The organism is Neisseria flava, assembly GCF_982712965.1.
Genome location: NZ_CEXQBZ010000011.1, coordinates 1 through 18,412, shown reverse-complemented (window position 1 = coordinate 18,412; position 18,412 = coordinate 1). Strand labels below are relative to the sequence as shown.

The 18,412-nt window shown below is 50.7% G+C and carries 17 protein-coding genes and 2 pseudogenes; 9 read left to right on the top strand and 10 right to left on the bottom strand.

From position 1 onward, the window contains the following. The first annotated feature begins 100 nt into the window (after window positions 1–100). The 3 genes and pseudogenes from AC5M9B_RS01035 (at window position 101) to AC5M9B_RS01025 (ending at window position 1,935) form a co-directional block, all read left to right on the top strand. Entirely contained in the window at window positions 101–793 is a 693-nt protein-coding gene (locus tag AC5M9B_RS01035) for an aspartate/glutamate racemase family protein (RefSeq protein ID WP_101810019.1), read from the top strand. 115 nt (window positions 794–908) lie between these two features. After that, window positions 909–1,085 (top strand): annotated as a pseudogene (locus AC5M9B_RS01030) (IS5/IS1182 family transposase); the annotation flags it as partial. Continuing rightward, window positions 1,075–1,935, top strand: a complete 861-nt coding sequence (locus AC5M9B_RS01025) for an EamA family transporter (protein WP_146736360.1) — start codon at window positions 1,075–1,077, stop codon at window positions 1,933–1,935. The pseudogene AC5M9B_RS01030 and the gene AC5M9B_RS01025, both read left to right, overlap by 11 nt. Before the next feature lie 64 nt (window positions 1,936–1,999). On the opposite strand, the gene AC5M9B_RS01020 is transcribed toward AC5M9B_RS01025, so the two are convergent. The 10 genes and pseudogenes from AC5M9B_RS01020 to gatC all read right to left on the bottom strand — a co-directional run bounded on the left by AC5M9B_RS01020 (window position 2,000) and on the right by gatC (window position 11,778). Next, on the bottom strand, window positions 2,000–3,793 hold the full coding sequence (locus AC5M9B_RS01020; protein ID WP_019270026.1) for a 2-isopropylmalate synthase: 1,794 nt from the start codon (window positions 3,791–3,793) through the stop codon (window positions 2,000–2,002). A gap of 247 nt (window positions 3,794–4,040) precedes the next feature. After that, complete coding sequence (locus tag AC5M9B_RS01015; protein ID WP_487648110.1) at window positions 4,041–5,048, bottom strand: 2Fe-2S iron-sulfur cluster-binding protein; 1,008 nt, start codon at window positions 5,046–5,048, stop codon at window positions 4,041–4,043. Between the two features lie 83 nt (window positions 5,049–5,131). Continuing rightward, entirely contained in the window at window positions 5,132–5,761 is a 630-nt protein-coding gene (locus AC5M9B_RS01010) for a peptidoglycan-binding protein (RefSeq protein WP_101810016.1), read from the bottom strand. Continuing rightward, a complete protein-coding gene (locus AC5M9B_RS01005) occupies window positions 5,758–5,901 on the bottom strand; it encodes a hypothetical protein (RefSeq protein ID WP_180949611.1) in 144 nt (47 codons plus the stop codon). Before AC5M9B_RS01005 ends, AC5M9B_RS01010 begins: the two co-directional genes overlap by 4 nt. 356 nt (window positions 5,902–6,257) lie before the next feature. Continuing rightward, window positions 6,258–6,560 (bottom strand): annotated as a pseudogene (locus AC5M9B_RS01000) (winged helix domain-containing protein); the annotation flags it as partial. An 18-nt stretch (window positions 6,561–6,578) separates the two neighbouring features. After that, on the bottom strand, window positions 6,579–7,262 hold the full coding sequence (locus AC5M9B_RS00995) for a suppressor of fused domain protein (protein WP_101810015.1): 684 nt from the start codon (window positions 7,260–7,262) through the stop codon (window positions 6,579–6,581). 192 nt (window positions 7,263–7,454) lie between these two features. Then, the gene (gene gatB / locus AC5M9B_RS00990) at window positions 7,455–8,885 is read right to left on the bottom strand and encodes an Asp-tRNA(Asn)/Glu-tRNA(Gln) amidotransferase subunit GatB (protein ID WP_146736358.1); all 1,431 of its coding nucleotides are present in this window, start codon (window positions 8,883–8,885) and stop codon (window positions 7,455–7,457) included. 101 nt (window positions 8,886–8,986) lie between these two features. Further along, window positions 8,987–9,859, bottom strand: a complete 873-nt coding sequence (locus tag AC5M9B_RS00985) for a VirK/YbjX family protein (protein WP_146736406.1) — start codon at window positions 9,857–9,859, stop codon at window positions 8,987–8,989. After that, window positions 9,859–11,316 (bottom strand): Asp-tRNA(Asn)/Glu-tRNA(Gln) amidotransferase subunit GatA, encoded by a 1,458-nt coding sequence (gene gatA / locus AC5M9B_RS00980; protein ID WP_487648109.1) that lies wholly within the window; start codon window positions 11,314–11,316, stop codon window positions 9,859–9,861. Before gatA ends, AC5M9B_RS00985 begins: the two co-directional genes overlap by 1 nt. Before the next feature lie 171 nt (window positions 11,317–11,487). Further along, window positions 11,488–11,778, bottom strand: a complete 291-nt coding sequence (gatC, locus tag AC5M9B_RS00975; protein WP_487648108.1) for an Asp-tRNA(Asn)/Glu-tRNA(Gln) amidotransferase subunit GatC — start codon at window positions 11,776–11,778, stop codon at window positions 11,488–11,490. A 227-nt stretch (window positions 11,779–12,005) separates the two neighbouring features. Between gatC and AC5M9B_RS00970 the strand changes: the two genes are divergently transcribed. From AC5M9B_RS00970 to AC5M9B_RS00945, 6 genes are read left to right on the top strand one after another with little or no spacing between them, the layout of a single operon-like run. Further along, window positions 12,006–13,043, top strand: coding sequence for a rod shape-determining protein (locus tag AC5M9B_RS00970; RefSeq protein WP_003741349.1), 1,038 nt, complete (start codon window positions 12,006–12,008; stop codon window positions 13,041–13,043). A gap of 11 nt (window positions 13,044–13,054) precedes the next feature. After that, window positions 13,055–13,894, top strand: a complete 840-nt coding sequence (gene mreC, locus AC5M9B_RS00965; RefSeq protein WP_070654416.1) for a rod shape-determining protein MreC — start codon at window positions 13,055–13,057, stop codon at window positions 13,892–13,894. A gap of 7 nt (window positions 13,895–13,901) precedes the next feature. Continuing rightward, window positions 13,902–14,405 (top strand): rod shape-determining protein MreD, encoded by a 504-nt coding sequence (gene mreD, locus AC5M9B_RS00960; RefSeq protein ID WP_070654417.1) that lies wholly within the window; start codon window positions 13,902–13,904, stop codon window positions 14,403–14,405. Window positions 14,406–14,432: 27 nt separating this feature from the next. Beyond that, window positions 14,433–16,454 carry a penicillin-binding protein 2 gene (gene mrdA, locus AC5M9B_RS00955; RefSeq protein WP_487648111.1) on the top strand — a complete coding sequence of 674 codons (2,022 nt, stop codon included), beginning with the start codon at window positions 14,433–14,435 and terminating at the stop codon, window positions 16,452–16,454. After that, window positions 16,447–17,610 carry a rod shape-determining protein RodA gene (rodA, locus tag AC5M9B_RS00950; RefSeq protein WP_146736351.1) on the top strand — a complete coding sequence of 388 codons (1,164 nt, stop codon included), beginning with the start codon at window positions 16,447–16,449 and terminating at the stop codon, window positions 17,608–17,610. Before mrdA ends, rodA begins: the two co-directional genes overlap by 8 nt. Window positions 17,611–17,621: 11 nt before the next feature. After that, entirely contained in the window at window positions 17,622–18,278 is a 657-nt protein-coding gene (locus AC5M9B_RS00945; protein WP_146736350.1) for a MarC family protein, read from the top strand. Window positions 18,279–18,412 lie beyond the last annotated feature (134 nt).

Below are 18,412 nucleotides of genomic sequence, written 5' to 3'. Positions count from 1 at the left end.
GTTGCCAACGCCCTTATGTACTACCCGTACACGGCGGGCGTTGCCGCCTTGTCTCATTTTTATTTTAATCCACTATATTTATTAAATTTCAGGAGAAAACATGAAAACCATAGGCATCATCGGTGGTATGAGTCCCGAAAGCACCGTGCTCTACTACCAAATCATCAACCGCGAGACCAACCGCCGTTTGGGCGGCAACCGCAGTGCCAAAATCCTGCTCGACAGCGTGGATTTTGAAGAAATCGTCCGTTTGCAGAAAAGCGGCGATTGGGCGGCGGCGGGAAACGTGTTGGCGCAAAGCGCGCGGAAGCTGGAAGCGGGCGGCGCGGATTTTTTGCTGCTCGCCACCAACACCATGCACAAAGTCGCCCCCGCCATCGAACAGGCGGCCGGCATCCCCTTGCTGCACGTCGTCGATGCCACCGCCGCCGCCATCAAACGGCAGGGCTTGTCCGCCGTCGGCCTGCTTGGCACGCGCTTTACCATGAGCGACGGCTTTTATACGGAGCGCATGGGTTCGCAGGGCGTACAAACCATAGCTCCGACCGCCGCCGAACAAGACGAAATCCACCGCATTATTTTTGACGAACTGTGTCTGAACCGCATCCGCCCCGAATCCGCACGCTACTTTTACGACGTGATAGGTCGTCTGAAAAACGAAGGCGCGCAGGGTGTGATACTCGGCTGTACCGAAATCTGCCTGCTTGTGAACGAAACCGACAGCCCGCTGCCCGTGTTCGACAGCACCGCCATCCATGCGCTCTCGGCAGTGGATGCGGCGCTGACGGAATAAGTGGGACTGCTGATTAAACTGTTACGGAGTGGGTTTGCCGGGAATCGCGGTAGAGCATGTTTTGGAGTTTTAGATTGGATGGTTTATCTGAATTGTCCAATCCCAAAAAAGATTCAAGCGGTTTTATAGTGGGTTAAATTTAAATCAGGACAAGGCGACGAAGCCGCAGACAGTACAAATAGTACGGCAAGGCGAGGCAACGCCGTACTGGTTTAAATTTAATCCACTATACCAAAAATCCCAGCCTACTATCCAAAACACCATACACAAAAGCCCCCACTATGCCCAGTCGCACCGCCACCATCCTGACCACCGCGCTCGCCCCGCTGATTTGGGGCAGCACTTATCTCGTAACCACCGAATTTCTGCCACCAGACAGGCCGTTTACTGCTGCGCTTATCCGTGTTTTACCCGCCGGGCTTTTGCTGTTGGCGTGGACGCGGCGCATACCCAAACGCGACGAATGGGCGACCGTTGTCTTGCTCGGTTTTTTGAACATCGGCTTTTTTCAAGCTATGCTGTTTGTGGCGGCGTATCGCTTGCCGGGCGGACTGGCGGCGGTATTGAGTTCGACGCAGACGCTGATGGTGCTGGTGTTCACTTGGTTAATCGGCAAAACCATGCCGCCCAAAGCGGCTTGGGCTTGGTCGGCGGCAGGGGTTTTGGGGATTGCGCTCTTGGTATTGTCGCCGCAGGCGCGCTATGACGGTACGGGGATTTTGGCGGCATTGGCGGGCGCGGCGGCGATGGCGTTGGGCGTTTATTTGTCGAAACACCGTCGCACTTCGCTGCCCGTGTTGGCGTTCACAGGCTGGCAGCTTTTTATCGGCGGCTTGTTTTTACTGCCCGTCGCCCTGCTTGCCGAACCGCCGCTTGAATCTTTAAGCCCCGCCAATATCGGAGGCTATCTGTATTTGTGTCTGTTTGGTGCCGTGTTGGCTTATGTATTGTTTTTCAGAGGAATTGCGAAACTTTCGCCTGCTGCGGTTTCATCGCTGGGACTACTCAGCCCTGTCTCAGCATTTGTCTTGGGCTGGCTGTTTTTAGGACAAAGCATGGACGCGAAATCGCTGGCAGGATTTGCGTTGGTATTGGTATCGATATTCGGGGTGCAACGTGCAGTCATGAAAAAGGTCGTCTGAAAACCCAAACTTCGGTTTTCAGACGACCTTTTTGCTTTTTAAATTCAAATCAATCTATTTAAGTTCAAATCGTACCGCTGCCTTGCGCTTTCGGTTTGGCGGCACCGAATTCCAGTTTGCTCAAGGCGGAGAGGTAGGCTTTGGAAGTGGCGACCAAAACGTCGGTATCCGCGCCTTGTCCGTTGACGACGCGGTTGCCGCGCGCCAGACGGACGCTGGTTTCGCCTTGGCTTTCCGTGCCTTGCGTTACGGCGTTGACGGAATAAATCTGTAAAGTCGCGCCGCTTTGCGCCACGCTCTCAATCGCTTTGAAAATCGCATCAACAGGGCCGGAGCCAGTGGCGGAAGCGCGTTTTTCTTCGCCTTTGATGCTGAACACGATGTCGGCACGCGGTTCTTCGCCGGTTTCGGTGCTGATTTTTTGGGAGATAAATTTGTAGCTTTCGGCACCCATGCTGCCCATTTCGTCGGACACCAACGCGTGCAGGTCTTCATCGAAGATTTCGCGTTTTTTGTCGGCGAGTTCTTTAAAGCGGGCAAACGCGGCGTTCAGCGCTTCTTCGCTTTCCAACTCGATGCCCAAATCTGCCAGTTTGCTGCGGAACGCGCTGCGGCCGGACAGTTTGCCCAAGGTCAGGCGGTTGGTTGACCAGCCGACCGATTCGGCAGTCATGATTTCATAGGTTTCGGGGTGTTTCAACACGCCGTCCTGATGGATGCCTGATTCATGTGCAAAGGCGTTTGCGCCGACCACCGCCTTGTTGGGCTGAATCGGATAGCCGGTAATGGTAGACACTAGTTTGGATACCGGCACGATTTGCGTGGTGTCGATGCCGGTTTCCAAGCCGAAAAGGTCATGGCGCACTTTCAACGCCATCACGATTTCTTCAAGGCTGGCATTGCCCGCGCGTTCGCCCAAGCCGTTGATGGTGCATTCCACCTGGCGCACGCCTGCCTGAACAGCGGCCAGCGAGTTGGCAACCGCCATACCCAAGTCGTTGTGGCAGTGGGTCGACCAGACTACTTTGTCGCCGTTGGGTACGCTTTTGATGATGTTGCTGATACGCTCGTACCACACGGAAGGGATGGAGTAGCCGACAGTATCGGGAATATTGATGGTGGTCGCGCCCGCTTCGATAACCGCCGTAAAGATTTTGGCGAGGAAGTCCAAATCCGAACGCACGGCGTCTTCGGCGGAAAATTCCACATCGTCGGTGTATTCTTTGGCGATTTTCACCGCTTTGACCGCCGCATCGATGACCTGCTGCGGCTTCATTTTCAGTTTGTGCTCCATGTGGATGGGACTGGTGGCGATGAAGGTATGGATGCGTTTTTTCGGCGCGGGGGAAACGGCTTCGCCTGCCTTACGCACATCGTTTTCAACGGCACGCGCCAGCGAGCAGACCGTGGATTTGGTGATGATTTTGGCAATCGCATTGACCGATTCGAAATCGCCCGGACTGGCGGCTGCAAAACCCGCCTCAATCACATCCACGCCCATTTTCTCCAATTGGCGGGCAATGCGGATTTTCTCCTCTTTGGTCATGGATGCACCGGGCGACTGCTCGCCGTCGCGCATGGTGGTGTCGAAAATAATTACGCGGTTGGTCTGTGTCATTTCTGTTCTCTCCAGAGATTCGTTTTTTTGTAAAAAAGCATTCAAATCCAGCGGCCTACCTTGCGCTTCCGCCAGCGCGGTCAGCTTTTGCAGTTGCGCCAAAGGTAGCGACCCGCGCGTGCGCCATTTATAGATGGCGGCGGTTGTTGCGGCATTTTCGGGATCGTGCTGTTTCAACGCTTCAGCAAGTGCATTCACGCCGCCGAAATAAGCAACTAAGCGGTCAATGTCTAATTGCATGATGTTCCTTGTCCAAACTTTATCGAAATTATGGTTTGCTTTGGAAGGGGATTATACGCATTTTAGACAAAACGACAATCTATTTTTCTAAAAATACGGATTTACTTTTTAAAACTGGATTAATTTTATACTTTTTGTCTAAAAAGAATTGAATTAAAGGTCATCTGAAAAGCTTCAAGCTTCTTTTTCAGATGACCTTGATGACGTTTGTCTGGCTGTAATAAACCAGAGGGGAAAGAAAACAGGGTTATTGTGCCGGAGAAAAAGCGTCGGAATAGAAGGCTGTCTCAGGCAGGCTGCATTGTGCGGTCAACACGGATTTCGCGCTTTCGGTCATGGCGACGGAACCGCAGGCATAAACTTCGTAACTGCTTAAATCGGGATAATCCTTCGCCGTGGTGGTTTGGACGTATCCTTTTTCGCCTTGCCAGCCCTCATCGGCTTTTGAAAGGACGGGAGTGAAGCGGGCGTTTTTCAGACGACCTGTCAGCTCTTGCGCTTCTTCGAGTACGTACAAATCATCTTGGTGACGCGCGCCCCAGTAAAAATGGACGGCACGGCTGCTGTCTTGGCGAATAAGGTCGAGCAGGATGCTGCGGATGGGGGCATAGCCTGTACCGGTTGCCAAGAGAATGATGGGTTTGTCGCTGTCTTCTTGTAGGGTAAACGAACCGAGCGGACCTTTAACTCGGACGATGCCTTTTTCTTTGACTTTGGGTTCGCTGCCGAAAATCATTTCCGAGCAGACGCCATTTTCGCGCCTGCGGATGTGCAGTTCCAAAATGCCTTCTTGGTCGGGCGAATTGGCGATGGAGTAGCTGCGGCTGACGTTGCCCGGCAGTAGTAAATCAATGTATTGCCCGGCGTAGAAAGCAAACGGCGGGGCTTTGGGCAGGGCGAGTTTCAGGAGGGCGACATCGTGTTTGAAAACCATGCTTTCGATACGGGCGGGTAGGGTGCGGACGGGGAGGGCGTTGGCGTTGTAACCGGGAATGTTGATGCTGATGTCGCTTTGCGCGGTGGTGCAGCACATCAAAATCTTGCCTTGCGCTTTTTCTACTTCGGACAAAGCCTGTTCCGAGTGTTCGCCCATTTGAATATCGCCGCTCACCAGTTCGGCTTTACATTGCCCGCAGACACCGCTTTTGCAGGAATGGGGCAGATTGAGGTTTTGACGGGCGGCAGCAGCTAAAACCGTTTCGCCGTCGTTGGCGGTAAAGGTGGTTTGGTCGGGTAGGGTAATGGTGTGGGTCATGGCTTGGTGTGGTTTGAATAGATTAAGTTAAAAGGTCGTCTGAAAAATCAACTTTCAGACGACCCCCGTTTTTGGAAGACAGTCTACAACGGATAGCGGCAGCCGATATAGCCCTTATCTGAATCACCCCTTAGTACATCTGCTTTAAATACAGCAGCAAAGCCAAAATATTTCCATATCTTAGATTTTTTATTGGGATCTGTTATCGATTTTTCGACAGCAGGCACATCATAGCCCAATGTATCCGGTTTTTTAGGTGTCGTTTTAGAAGTGATATCTTGTCCCATTGGCTGTTGCGTCAGTTCTTGAAGGTCTTCGTGATATTTCTGACGGTATAGTGAATGCAATTTGGGATATCGTGTCCAATCAATTTCCAAATAGATGGCATTGTTGCGAATGGCGACATACTGCCCTTCTACTTCTTTTCCATCTAAGGGGTTGGCAAGATGCACCTTAAATGGCAAGCGGTAACGGTAAGTAATATTGTCGATTTCATTGACAAAACGTCCTACATTTTCTCCTGCACGTTCATTTGGATCAAGATAGCCGGTGAAATTTTCCGGAATCCAAAGCGAAAAATCCAACGATGAAACCTTGCAATGCAATACATCCTGCACTGTTTGGGGAGTAAAAGGCTGAGGCTGTTCGGCGTAATTTTTTGCAAATGAGGAAGTTGTTACCAGTAATAGTACTGCAGGTAATATTATTTTCATCTTACTCCTTGATTTGTAATGGCTTTAGAGTCGTCTGAAAACCAAGCTTTGTTTTCAGATGGCATGGCAAGACTGACTAAAAACAGATGAATCATTTTCAGGTTCATCGGTTGCTGTTCTTTGTTCAGCAGTACAGTCACCCGCATCATCCTCGTTCAATTCAGCCGTCCATGCACATTCCCAACAATGCAGCCCACAAAACCATGATTTTGGCAATTTTCAGAAAATGCTCCGAAGAAGACATTTTGCAATTTCGGTTTCAACGGGAAATAGTTCAATCATGTTATTTTTCCTTTTCAAAAAAATTAGACGTAGAATATTGAGTCAATACACCCAATATGGAAAAAATAATAAAAGCATGAATATAAATCATAAAATCAACATTATCTCTTTGGTAACTTTCATAAATAAAAACGATCGGTATTGATATACAAATTAAAATATACAGGTACTTTGAAATTACCAGTAACTTATACACAAATTTTGATTTCATAGCCTAGTCTTTCATTTGAATAAAATCTACCCTAATCAACTCTCCAATCAACTTCCTAACTTCTTCATGTTTTCCCTAATTGAAGTTAACCAGTAGATTTTTCAACAATAACGGTTCATTCTTACCGATGTGTTCTAAAACTTTTTTCCCCAATTCATCTACGCTTATCTTCATCCCATTCCCAATCAAATGCCCCTTTTCCAACGTATCCAAATTATTGGCATTTAGTCTCAACCTGACGTCGTCTGAAAGCGGAGTAGCGTTGGGATTCGCGAACTGTTCAAGATGAAAAGCGGTATTTGATTGATAAAAGCGTATAGGTGGCTATACATAACTGCGTGTACGCGCCAAATCCGTTATCAGAAGGGGATTGTCAACACGCATTTTGTCGATTAGCTCTTTGCAGCGGGCGGTTGAAGGTTCTTGCCACAACCAATCCAGTTCGGATTGAGTCAGTCCAACCATCTGCAGAAAATCGACTTTGCCATTCGGTGTATCAACGGCAGGCAGTTTGGGATCAGGAACAAAAGCGATACCGACCAAAGCGGTTTCAGTATCACTTCGAATGGGACTGTTGGTGGGAATAAAGTGGTAAGGTTCGAACCATTTTTCGCTCTCAAAAACATAGCGGGCTAAGTTATTCATCAGATTGATAGCCCAAAATGGTTCGTGCGGCGTGCCGCTGTCGGAAGCCGGGTCAAGTTTGCAAGGTGTGATACGGAAGGTAAATTCGAAGCCCCACTTGCTGAATTCGGCATCAGCAGTTTCTGGAGAAAAGTAAAGCTCACTCATGCCGTAGGAGATGATGTGGCGGTGTGGTGTTTGTTCATTACAGTCATAGATACTGGTGCCATCCAATGGGTCTTCTCCACCCATCCAGTATTTGATGATACTGCCGTAATGACGCGGTTCAGTTTCACCATAAAGCTTTTCGAGTTCGGCATCAATGGCATCCCAGCCGACGGCATCGTCTTCGGAGAAAGTTTCGCGGTATTCTTGCTCGTTCATGTTTTATCCTTTTTTAATTCAATAATTTAAATACCTACCAAGATTTTTAGCGCATTAAATTGGGTTGGGACCTAATATTAGGAAAGGTTGCATGAAAGTGTTGTTGAATTTATCAGCTTAAATTACCGATTCTAGTTGGCTTAAAGGCTGCCTGAAAACCATTTTACCGTTTTCAGGCAGCCTTTATCTTACTTAAGCCAATTTTGCTTTAATCAATTCTTGCACCTGCGCGGGATTGGCTTTGCCTTTACTAGCCTTCATCACTTGTCCTACAATCGCATTCAGGGCTTTTTCGTTGCCGGATTTGAATTGTTCCACGGCTTTGGCGTTGTTTGCCAACACTTCGTCCACCATCGCTTCAATCGCGCCGGTATCGGTCATCTGTTGCAAGCCGTGTTTTTCGATGATTTCGGTAATGGAAGCTTCGGGTTCAGTCCACATGGCTTCAAAGGCTTTTTTCGCCAATTTGCTGCTTAAAGTGCCGTCGGCGATTTTGCCTACCAGAGCGGCAAGGCGCGGAGCGGTAATTGGGCTGTCGTCAAGTTCCATGCCTGCTTTGTTCAACGTGGCGGCGAGTTCGCCGTTCATCCAGTTGGCAGTCAGCTTGCCTTGTCCGCTCTCTTTGGCGGCTTCTTCAAAATAGGCAGCCTGCACGCGGCTGGCGGTGAGCAGGCGCGCGTCGTAGTCGCTCACGCCATAATCCGCCACGAAACGCGCCGCCATTTCTTTTGGCAGCTCGGGCATTTCTGCTTTGGCTTTTTGCAACCGGTCATCTGAAATGATGACGGGCAGCAAATCGGGGTCGGGGAAGTAGCGGTAGTCATGCGCGTCTTCTTTCAAACGCATCACGCGGGTTTCGCCTTTTTCCGGGTCGAACAGCATAGTTGCCTGCTGTACTTTTCCGCCGTCTTCCAAAATCTCGATTTGCGCTTCTACTTCGTAATTAATCGCCTGCTCCAAGAAGCGGAAAGAATTGAGGTTTTTAATCTCGCGACGCGTGCCGAATTCCGCTTGGCCCTTCGGACGCACGGATACGTTGGCATCGACGCGGAACGAACCTTCCGCCATGTTGCCGTCGCAGATGTCCAGCCATGTTACCAAGCTGTGCAAGGCTTTGGCGTAGGCAACGGCTTCGGCGGCGGAGCGCATTTCGGGTTCCGATACGACTTCCAACAGCGGCGTGCCGGCACGGTTCAGGTCGATACCGGTCGCGCCGTTCAAGCCCTCGTGCACGGATTTGCCCGCATCTTCTTCCATGTGCGCGCGGGTTACGTTGATGGTTTTCACATCGTCGCCGACCACGATTTCCAATTTGCCGTGTTCGACAATCGGCAAATCCAACTGGCTGATTTGATAGCCTTTGGGCAAATCAGGATAGAAGTAGTTTTTGCGGTCGAACACGTTTTTCTGATTGATTTTCGCATCCAAAGCCAAGCCTAATTTGATGGCTTTTTCAACGACTTCGCGGTTCATTACCGGCAGTACGCCCGGCAAAGCACATTCCACCACGCTGGCGTGCGCATTGGGTTCCGCTCCGAATGCGGTCGATGCGCCGCTGAAGATTTTGGATTGGGTGTTGAGCTGGACGTGGATTTCCAAGCCGATTACAGTTTCCCAAGTCATAAGAGGTTCTTTCTTTTGATGTCAATAATATAAAGTGGTCAGCTGTTTTCAGACGGCCTGTTTTGGTTTGTAGAGACAACAGGTCGTCTGAAAGCCCAGTATCAAGTCTTCTGAAAGCAAGCCTGCATCTCAGTCGCCATGTTATCCAGCATTTGGTAACGTTTGCGGTACATCGATCGTTTTTTGCTTTCGATTTCCGCCAAGTCTTTTCGCGGCGGAGTTTGTGGCAGATGCCAGTAGCCGTCGCTTTCGAGCGTTGCGCCGTTTTCCTGCCAAAACAGGTCGTAATTCATTTTGACCCGTTTCTTCAGCCGCCAGCGCAGTTTGACCTGATGCTCTTGGGCAATGCCGATAACGCCACCCAACTTGAGTGATGCCGAAAAATATTGCAGGGCGGTTACCATCAGTTGCTGCGGGCGCAGGCCGTGGAGTCGTTTGGTCAGGCTGCGGACAAGGTCTTTGGCTTCTTCCCCTGCGGGGCCTTGGATAGAAGCGGCCAGCAGTTTACCGTCAACTAGAGCGAAGGTTGCCATGTAGAGACGTTTTCCTTCGCTGTCGCGTAAGGATAGCGACCACATTCCTTCATCCACGCAATTATCGTTCCGGTTCAGCCACAAAGTCAGGTCGTCTGAAAGATGTGCTAAGACGATATGGAATTCGCGAGTCTCCATACCGGTAAGTGTTTCCTGTCCGAACAGTTTTTCAGCTGTCAACAGGTCTTCTTTCATAGCTTGCAGTCTGCGCTGTTTGTCAAAACGCTTATCAATAAAGGCATGAATCAAAGGATAGGCATCTTGTGGCAGCTTTTGGAAAAAAACACGACGTAGTGCAGAAGCATTGACAAAGGTCTCAAAATCCTTAATCTGCCTCCGTGCAAACAACTTGCGCAAGGTGAATTTCAAATGCTGGATTTGAAATTTCGGCGCATCCTCATATACGGTTTTGAAATCGGGAAAAACAAACTGCTCCGGCATCATGCTTTTCCATCAGGGGCTTTGGTATGCCAATCGCTCGCCAACTGCACTTGATGTGCCGCGCCAAGGATTTTGGCTTCGGAGAAGTGGTTGCCGATAAATTGCACGCCGATGGGTAGTCCGTTGCCGCTGAAACCTGCGGGCAATGTCAAGGCTGGCAAACCTGCCAAATTTACAGCGATGGTGTAGATGTCGGAAAGGTACATCTGCACGGGATCGTGGATGTCGCTGCCGAGTTTGGGGGCGGCGGTGGGCGCAGTTGGGGCAAGGATGAAATCACATTGCGCGAATGCCGTCTGAAAATCGTTGGCAACGAGGCGGCGCAGTTTTTGGGCTTTCAAGTAATAGGCATCGTAGTAGCCGTGCGACAACACATAAGTGCCAATCATGATGCGGCGTTTGACTTCGCTGCCGAAGCCTTCGGCGCGGGTGTTGCTGTACATTTCTTCAAGGTCGCCGAATTGGGCGGCGCGGTGGCCGTAGCGCACGCCGTCGTAGCGGGAAAGATTGGTGCTGGCTTCGGCGGAAGCGAGGACGTAGTAAGCGGGGATAGACAGAGAAGTTTGCGGCAGGGAAACTTCAATGGTTTCCGCGCCTTGTGCTTTTAAAAGATTGATGACGCTTTGTAAAGCAGCCTGCACATCGGCATCCGCGCCTTCGCCGAAATATTCTTTAGGCAGACCGATTTTTATGCCTTTAAGCGGTTTGTCCAAGTCGCGTGTGTAGTCTTCTTTGCTGCGTTCCAAGCTGGTGGAATCGCGCTCGTCGAAGCTCGCCATTGCATTGAGCAAAATCGCGCAGTCTTCGGCAGTTTGCGCCATTGGGCCTGCTTGGTCAAAACTGGATGCGTAGGCAACCATGCCAAAGCGGGAAACCGTGCCGTAGGTGGGTTTGATACCGGTGATGCCACAGTGTGAAGCAGGCTGGCGGATAGAGCCGCCGGTATCTGAACCGAGTGCGACAGGAGCAAGGCGTGCGGCAACGACCGCTGCGGAACCGCCGGATGAACCGCCTGGGACGTGTTCGGGATTCCACGGGTTTTTAGTCGCGCCGTAGAACGAGGTCTCATTGGTCGAGCCCATGGCAAACTCGTCCATATTGGTACGGCCAAGCGTTACCATGCCTTCGTCAAGCAGATTTTGAACGACGGTGGCAGTGTAGGGGGAGACAAAGTTGTCCAGCATTTTGGAGCTGCACGCACTGCGCCAACCTGTTTGACAGAAAATATCTTTGTAGGCGATGGGTACGCCGGTAAGCGCGGTGGCGGTACCTTGCGCGATACGCGCGTCGGCGGCACGGGCTTCGGCAAGGGTCTTGTCTTGGTCGAGAGTGATGTAGCCGTTGATATCCGGGTTTTGCGCAGCAATGGCGGCGAGGTATTCGGTTGCCAGTTCGACGGCGGAGATTTGTTTGGATTGCAGCAGTTGGCTGGCTTGTTTGAGGGTGTATTGAGTCATTGCGCCATGATTCCTAATTAAGACGGTTTCTGTTTTCAGGCAAATATTCGGGAAAGTGTTGTCGAAAACGTAGGCTGAACAGTGATTGAAATTTCGAAGGAAAAAGGAAACGAGTTTCAGACGACCCAAGTTTAGATTTCATATTTCAATATAATGAGGTCGTCTGAAAAATTATTCTTCAATTACCTGCGGCACAATATACAAACGGTTGCGCACTTCCGGCGCGACGGCTTGATATTCGGCGGCATGGTCGGTTTCGGTAACTTTATCCTCGCGCAGGCGCAGGGCGGCTTCGTGGGGGTGTGCCATCGGCTTGATACCGTCGGTATTCACGCTCTGCATCTTTTCGACCATAGCGAAAATGTCGTTTAATTCTGAGAGGGTTTTGCCTTTTTCTTCCTCGGTCAGTGAAAGGCGTGAGAGTTTGGCAATTTTTTCCACATCGGTTAAGCTTAAAGCCATAAAAAATCCTTGTCTGATAGCAGGCACCCCCTTATTTGGGGTATCATTGCATTCTTCTTCGATGAAACGAGGAATTATAACCGAAAACTACTCAAACGGCGTGTGATTTCGCCATGCGTTTCATACGGGAAGTGGGGAGGTCGTCTGAAAAGGCGTTGTTCCCATGTTTTTAATATTTTGAATAACAATTAAATAAAATCGGTGCTGGGCCGATATTCAGGTATTTTATGTTTCGTTTTTTATCCCGTTTTTTCTCCAACGATATCGCCATTGATTTAGGTACGGCGAACACGTTGATTTATGTGCGCGGTAAAGGCATTGTTTTGGACGAGCCGTCTGTGGTGGCGGTTCAGTCGGGTACGGGGGGCAAAAGTAAAATTGTTGCCGTAGGTACGGAAGCCAAAAAAATGCAGGGGCGTGCGCCGCGCAATATTGAAATCGTCCGGCCTATGCAGGACGGAGTGATTGCCGACTTTACGATTGCCGAGCGTATGCTAAGTATGCTGATTAAAAAGGCCACGGAAGGTCATTCAGTCGTCCCGCCACGCGTAGTGATTTGCGTGCCTGGCGGGGCAACTCAAGTGGAACGCAAGGCGATTTTGGATTCTGCATTTGCGGCAGGGGCGTCATCTGTTCATTTGATTGAGGAGCCGATGGCGGCTGCTTTAGGTGCGGGTCTGCCGGTTGAGGATACTGTCGGCTCAATGGTAGTGGATATCGGCGGCGGCACAACGGAAATCGGTATTTTGTCGTTGGGCGGTATGGCTTACTCCGCATCCGTCCGCGCTGCCGGTGATGAATTTGATAAAAGCATCGTGCATTATTTGCGCCGTCATCGCGGTGTACTGATTGGTGAAGCGACGGCTGAAGAGTTGAAGAAAACGATCGGCTCTGCTTATGGCTTTGCAACGGAAACCGCGATGCGGATTAAAGGTCGGGATTTGGCGGAAGGAACCCCAAAATCGTTGGCTGTTACTTCTGAGGAAGTGCGCGAAGCTCTGAGCGAAACGGTTAATCAGATTATCCGCGCCGTACGCCTTGCATTGGAACAAGTATCACCGGAGTTAGCGGGTGATATTGCCGACAGGGGTATTATGCTGACGGGTGGCGGCGCACTATTGCACGGTATGGATACGGTTTTGGCAGATGCGACGGGACTGCCTGTCGGCATTGCCGACCAGCCTTTGAACTGTGTGGCTTATGGCGCAGGCAAAGCCTTGGATTACATCGGCAAATGGAATGCCGTTTTTGTGGATAACCCGTAAGGCAGGCTGAAATGGAACATTCTTCTTTACGGTTTGACGAGGCAAAGGGCCAAAAGCTGTTGCCTCGTTTTATTGCGTATCTTTTACTGGGTGCAGGCATTATGGTGGCGGATGGTCGTTTCGACCTGATGCAACCCGTGCGCACGGCTGCAGCGGAGATTCTTTATCCGGTGCAGTGGCTGGCAAACCAGCCGGTACGTCTGTATCAATATATTTCCAACCAATCTCAATCACAAACCGAGCTGTTGGAACAAAACCGTCTCCTTTTGGAGGAAAACGGTCGTCTGAAAATCCAGCTTCAACGTGACAAGGTTAACTTGAGCGAATTGCAGGAGCTGAAAAAGCTATACGGCTTGCAACAAAAAGGCATCAGCAGTTTCATCGGCGCTGAAGTATTGTCCAGTGGCAAAGACCCGTTGTCCGAGCGTTTGATTATCAATAAAGGCATTGGCGAAGGGGTAATGGCAGGCGATGCCGTTATCGACCAAAACGGCTTAATCGGGCGGATTACCTTAGTTCACGCAAACAGCGCGGAAGTCGAGCTGATGGCGGCTGCGCAAAGTATCGTCCCTGTTGCCGTTGAGCGGACGGGCGAACGCAATCTCGCCTACGGCAACGGCGTGGGTTTGGATTTGCGCTATTTTCCGACAGGATCGGATTTGAAGCCGCAGGATGTTTTGATTACCTCCGGTTTGGACGGCATTTATCCGGCAGGCATTCCCGTAGCGCGCGTGGATAAAGTCGTCCGCGCGTCCGGTACGCCTTATTACGACACAGAACTGACCCCGTTTGCCGCCTTGCGCCGCAGCCGCTTTGTTTTGGTTCTGTCTTCTTCCCATTCTTCTCAATAAATCATTCATGAACGATTTTGACGATTCCTACCGTGCCATGCCTGTCGGCGTGATTGCGGCAAGTTTTGCCGTAACCATGCTTGTCGATTTCATGCCTTTTCCCTTTGATGGTTTTTTCTGGTTGCCGGAACTGACCGCGCTGATGCTGCTTTATTGGTCGATGCACCATCCCCAACGTGTCGGCATGGGCATTGCGTTTTTACTCGGCTTGATAGTCGATGCCGCAACGGCAGCGACTTTGGGGCTGCACGCATTGTCTTATACGGTCATGGTGTATTTTGTATTGAACACGCGCCGTCAAATTATGCTCTACGGCCACATCATGCAGATTGGGGCGGTATTGGCAGCTTTGTTCTGCCATCAGGCGGTATTGGTGGCGGCGCGCCTGTTTCTCAACAACCAAATCATTACTTGGCAAAGTTTCATTGCGCCTTTGACCGGTGCGCTGCTTTGGCCTTTCTTGAGCCAGTTGATGCTGGTACTGACCAATTTTTATCGCGCCAACAGATAACGTGAAACCATGTCCATACTGAATACTATGAAACGTCGTCTGAAAAATGGCGGTAGCGGTAAAACACAGACTGCAAAGGCGGCGCAAGCCGATTCTTTATTGCGTCTGCTGGTGGCGTTTATCCTGATTGTGGTTTTGTTTGCCACATTGGTGGCTCGGTTTGTCTATTTGCAGGTGTTTCGGCATGACGATTTTTCCGGACAGGCATCCAGCAACCGCATCACATTAATTCCGACCCCGCCTGTTCGCGGCGAAATCGTAGATGTCAACGGCGTGCCGTTGGCAAAAAACTATCCCGTGTTTTCTCTAGAAGTCATCCCCAGCCGCATTGAAGGCAAGATGGAAGATGTCATCGAATCACTGCGGAAGTATGTCGATATTACGCCTACTGATTTGAAGCGTTTCTATAAATATCGCGAAAGCTACCGTAAATTTGAAAACATCCCACTCAAGCTGCGCCTGACAGATGAAGAAGCGGCGAAATTGTCCGTGCATCTTAATGAATTTAAAGGCGTAGAAGTCAATTCGCGCACTTTCCGCGAGTATCCTTATGGCAAGCTGACTTCACACTTTTTAGGTTATATCGGACGCATCAGCGACAAAGATCAGGAAATTTTGGAAGAAGAAGGCTTGACTGCGCTCTATCGCGGCAGCACCCACATCGGCAAATCGGGGCTGGAAAAATATTATGAACCGCAGCTTCATGGCGCGCCCGGCTATCAAGAAGTGGAAAAAGACGCTTACGGCAATATTGTGCGCGTCTTGAAAAACGTACCCTCACGCATGGGGCAAACTTTGCGTTTGGGCATGGACATCCGCATGCAACAAGAGGCGGATAAAATATTGGGAGACAGGCGCGGGGCGATTGTTGCCATCAATCCGCAAGACGGTACGGTGTTGGCATTCGTTTCCAAACCATCTTTCGATCCCAACCTCTTTATCGACGGCATCGACAGCGAAACGTGGAAAGCCTTGAATGATGACTGGAAAAAGCCGTTGGTCAACCGCGTAACGCAAGGTCTGTATCCGCCAGGCTCAACGTTTAAGCCGTTTATGGGCATGGCTTTACTGGAAAGCGGCAAAATTACCCAAACGACGGTCGTCCCTGCGCCCGGAGCGTGGAGCATTCCCGGCAGCCGCCACGTCTTCCGAGATTCCGTACGCAGCGGTCACGGTTCGGCGAATTTGAGCAAGGCGATACAGGTGTCGTCCGATACTTTTTTCTACCGCTTGGGCTACGAAATGGGCATAGACAAAGCATCGCCGTATTTAGCGCAATTCGGTTTCGGCAAAAAAACCGGCATCGACCTGCCCAGCGAATATACGGGCGTTTTGCCCAGCCGCGAATGGAAGGCGAAACGCTTTGCCAAATCGTCCGATCCTACCGCCAAAGAATGGCGCGCAGGCGAGATGGTCTCGGTCAGCATCGGACAGGGTTACAACGCCTACACCCCGCTGCAAATGGCACACGCCACCGCTTCGCTCGCCAATAACGGCTTAGTTTATCAGCCGCATTTGGTGAAAGAGTTGTTGGATTTCGACAAACGCAAAATCACACGTATCAATCCCAATCCCGAATACAAAATCCCGTTCAAACAAGACAATTTCGAATACGTCAAACAGGCGATGGAGAAAGTCTTGAAACCGGGCGGTACGGCACACCGCATCGGCGGCGGTTTGGCTTACAGCATGGGCGGCAAAACGGGCACGGCACAGGTTGTGCAAATCAAGCAGGGCGGTCGTTACAACGCCTCAGCCTTGCGCGAGCAACATCGCGACCATGCGTGGTTTATCTCGTTTGCTCCCTTAGAAAAACCTGAAATCGCCATCGCTGTGATTCTGGAAAACGGCGGCTGGGGTGCATACGCCGCGCCGCTTGCCCGCAGCCTGACCGATTTTTATATGCTCAACGTCAAGCCGCAGCAGTTTTCAGACGACCCCGACGCAGGCGGAATGCCCGAACCGCAACAACACCGTACACAACCCCAACCGCCGACCATATTCCAAAAAGCCTACGGTCTGAAACAGGAGGAAGCAAATCATGAATGAAACGGTCGGAATGTGGGCAAAAATCAAGCGCACCGTATCTGCTCCGATAGACCCGTGGCTGTTTTTCCCCATGCTCGTCATCTACGTCATGAGCCTGTTTTTGCTCTATTCGGCGGACGGGCAGGATTTCGGCCAGCTTGAACACAAAACCCTGCATACGGTTGTCGGCTTTGCACTGCTGTGGTTTGTCGCTTCGTTCAAGCCGCGTGATGCTGCAAAAGTTGCGCTGCCGATGTACCTGATTGGCGTGTTGCTGCTTGTCGCCGTCGAAGTCGCGGGCGTAACCGTTAATGGCTCTACCCGCTGGCTGGAGCTGGGCTTCACGCGCATCCAGCCGTCCGAAATCATGAAAATCGTCCTGCCCATGACCGTTGCTTGGTATTTCCAACGGCACGAAGGTCGTCTGAAATGGTTTCACTACATCATCGCTATGCTTTTAATCCTGATTCCCGTTGCGCTGATTCTGAAACAGCCTGACTTGGGTACGGCGGTTTTGATTATGGCATCGGGTATTTTCATCGTCTTTTTCGCAGGTTTACCGTGGAAAGTCATCTTTGCCGCCATCGTCGCCTTTGTTGCCGCATTGCCGCTTTTGTGGAACTACGGGATGCACGACTATCAGAAAACCCGCGTTTTGACGCTGTTTGACCCGACGCAAGACCCTTTGGGTGCAGGCTACCACATCATTCAGTCCATGATTGCCATCGGTTCGGGCGGCGTTTGGGGGAAAGGCTGGCTCAACGGCACACAAACGCATTTAGATTACATTCCCGAATCCACAACCGACTTCATTTTTGCCGTATATGGCGAAGAATTCGGTTTGATCGGTAATATCTTGCTGCTGCTGGTTTACCTCGTTATCCTGACGCGCGGACTACTGATTGCCGCCAAAGCCCAATCGCTATACAGCCGCACACTCGCCGGCGCATTGACCATGACCTTTTTCTGCTACGCCTTTGTGAACATGGGCATGGTCAGCGGCATTTTGCCCGTTGTCGGCGTCCCCCTGCCGTTGGTCAGCTACGGCGGTACGGCAACCCTCTCCATCATGATCGTACTTGCACTTTTAATGGGCATTTCCAATGAGTACAAAGCCAAACGTCGTTACGCATTCAACGATAAAGCGGACATAAACGTCTCCGTAAAAGACAAATAAGGGAATAAAAAATGGAATTAGGTGTAGAAATCGGCAAACTTTTAGTTGCCTTCCTTGTACTGATCAACCCGTTCAGCGCACTTTCGATTTACCTCGATTTGACACAGTCTCACAGCACCAAAGAAAAACGCCGCATCGCCCGTACCGCCGCGCTCGCCGTCTTCATCGTCATCGCGGTCTTTACATTGACGGGCGGAATGTTGTTGAAAATATTGGGCATCAGCGTCGGCTCCTTCCAAGTCGGTGGCGGTATTTTGGTATTGCTCATCGCCATCTCCATGATGAACGGCAACGACAACCCTGCCAAACAAAATATCGGCGGAGACAAGGAAGAGGGCGTCGTGCAACACATCCAAAAAAATGCCAAAGCCATCGCCGTTGTTCCCGTCGCCATCCCCATTACCATCGGTCCGGGCGGTATCTCCACCGTCATCATCTACGCTTCAGCCGCCAGAAATTACAGCGATATCGCTTTGATCCTCGCCGCAGGCTTCCTCGTCAGCCTGATTTGCTACGCCATCCTCGTTGTCGCCGGACGAATCAGCAAAAAACTGGGGACAACAGGGCTGACTATCCTCAACCGCATCATGGGCATGATGCTTGCCGCCGTCTCCGTAGAAATCATCGTTGCCGGATTGAAATCCATTTTCCCGCAACTGGCAGGCTAGTTCGTCGGATTGTGCAGCAGGCAAAATTTACCGCGTATTTGTCCATCCTTATCAAGGAAAAGGTCGGCGGATTCGCATTTGAAGTGCAACTTTCCCTAACAGAAAAAGGCCAGTATGCGGTAGCATACGGCCTT

Excerpts from the sequence above, each read along its gene's own strand:
- AC5M9B_RS01025 (WP_146736360.1), top strand. The coding sequence starts at position 1,075 with ATGCCCAGTCGCACCGCCACCATCCTGACCACCGCGCTCGCCCCGCTG.
- mreD (WP_070654417.1), top strand. The coding sequence starts at position 13,902 with ATGAACGATTTTGACGATTCCTACCGTGCCATGCCTGTCGGCGTGATT.
- mrdA (WP_487648111.1), top strand. The coding sequence starts at position 14,433 with ATGAAACGTCGTCTGAAAAATGGCGGTAGCGGTAAAACACAGACTGCA.
- AC5M9B_RS00945 (WP_146736350.1), top strand. The coding sequence starts at position 17,622 with ATGGAATTAGGTGTAGAAATCGGCAAACTTTTAGTTGCCTTCCTTGTA.
- gatC (WP_487648108.1), bottom strand. The coding sequence starts at position 11,778 with ATGGCTTTAAGCTTAACCGATGTGGAAAAAATTGCCAAACTCTCACGC.
- AC5M9B_RS00995 (WP_101810015.1), bottom strand. The coding sequence starts at position 7,262 with ATGAACGAGCAAGAATACCGCGAAACTTTCTCCGAAGACGATGCCGTC.
- rodA (WP_146736351.1), top strand. The coding sequence starts at position 16,447 with ATGAATGAAACGGTCGGAATGTGGGCAAAAATCAAGCGCACCGTATCT.
- AC5M9B_RS00985 (WP_146736406.1), bottom strand. The coding sequence starts at position 9,859 with ATGCCGGAGCAGTTTGTTTTTCCCGATTTCAAAACCGTATATGAGGAT.
- AC5M9B_RS01015 (WP_487648110.1), bottom strand. The coding sequence starts at position 5,048 with ATGACCCACACCATTACCCTACCCGACCAAACCACCTTTACCGCCAAC.
- gatB (WP_146736358.1), bottom strand. The coding sequence starts at position 8,885 with ATGACTTGGGAAACTGTAATCGGCTTGGAAATCCACGTCCAGCTCAAC.
- AC5M9B_RS01010 (WP_101810016.1), bottom strand. The coding sequence starts at position 5,761 with ATGAAAATAATATTACCTGCAGTACTATTACTGGTAACAACTTCCTCA.
- AC5M9B_RS00970 (WP_003741349.1), top strand. The coding sequence starts at position 12,006 with ATGTTTCGTTTTTTATCCCGTTTTTTCTCCAACGATATCGCCATTGAT.
- gatA (WP_487648109.1), bottom strand. The coding sequence starts at position 11,316 with ATGACTCAATACACCCTCAAACAAGCCAGCCAACTGCTGCAATCCAAA.
- mreC (WP_070654416.1), top strand. The coding sequence starts at position 13,055 with ATGGAACATTCTTCTTTACGGTTTGACGAGGCAAAGGGCCAAAAGCTG.
- AC5M9B_RS01020 (WP_019270026.1), bottom strand. The coding sequence starts at position 3,793 with ATGCAATTAGACATTGACCGCTTAGTTGCTTATTTCGGCGGCGTGAAT.
- AC5M9B_RS01035 (WP_101810019.1), top strand. The coding sequence starts at position 101 with ATGAAAACCATAGGCATCATCGGTGGTATGAGTCCCGAAAGCACCGTG.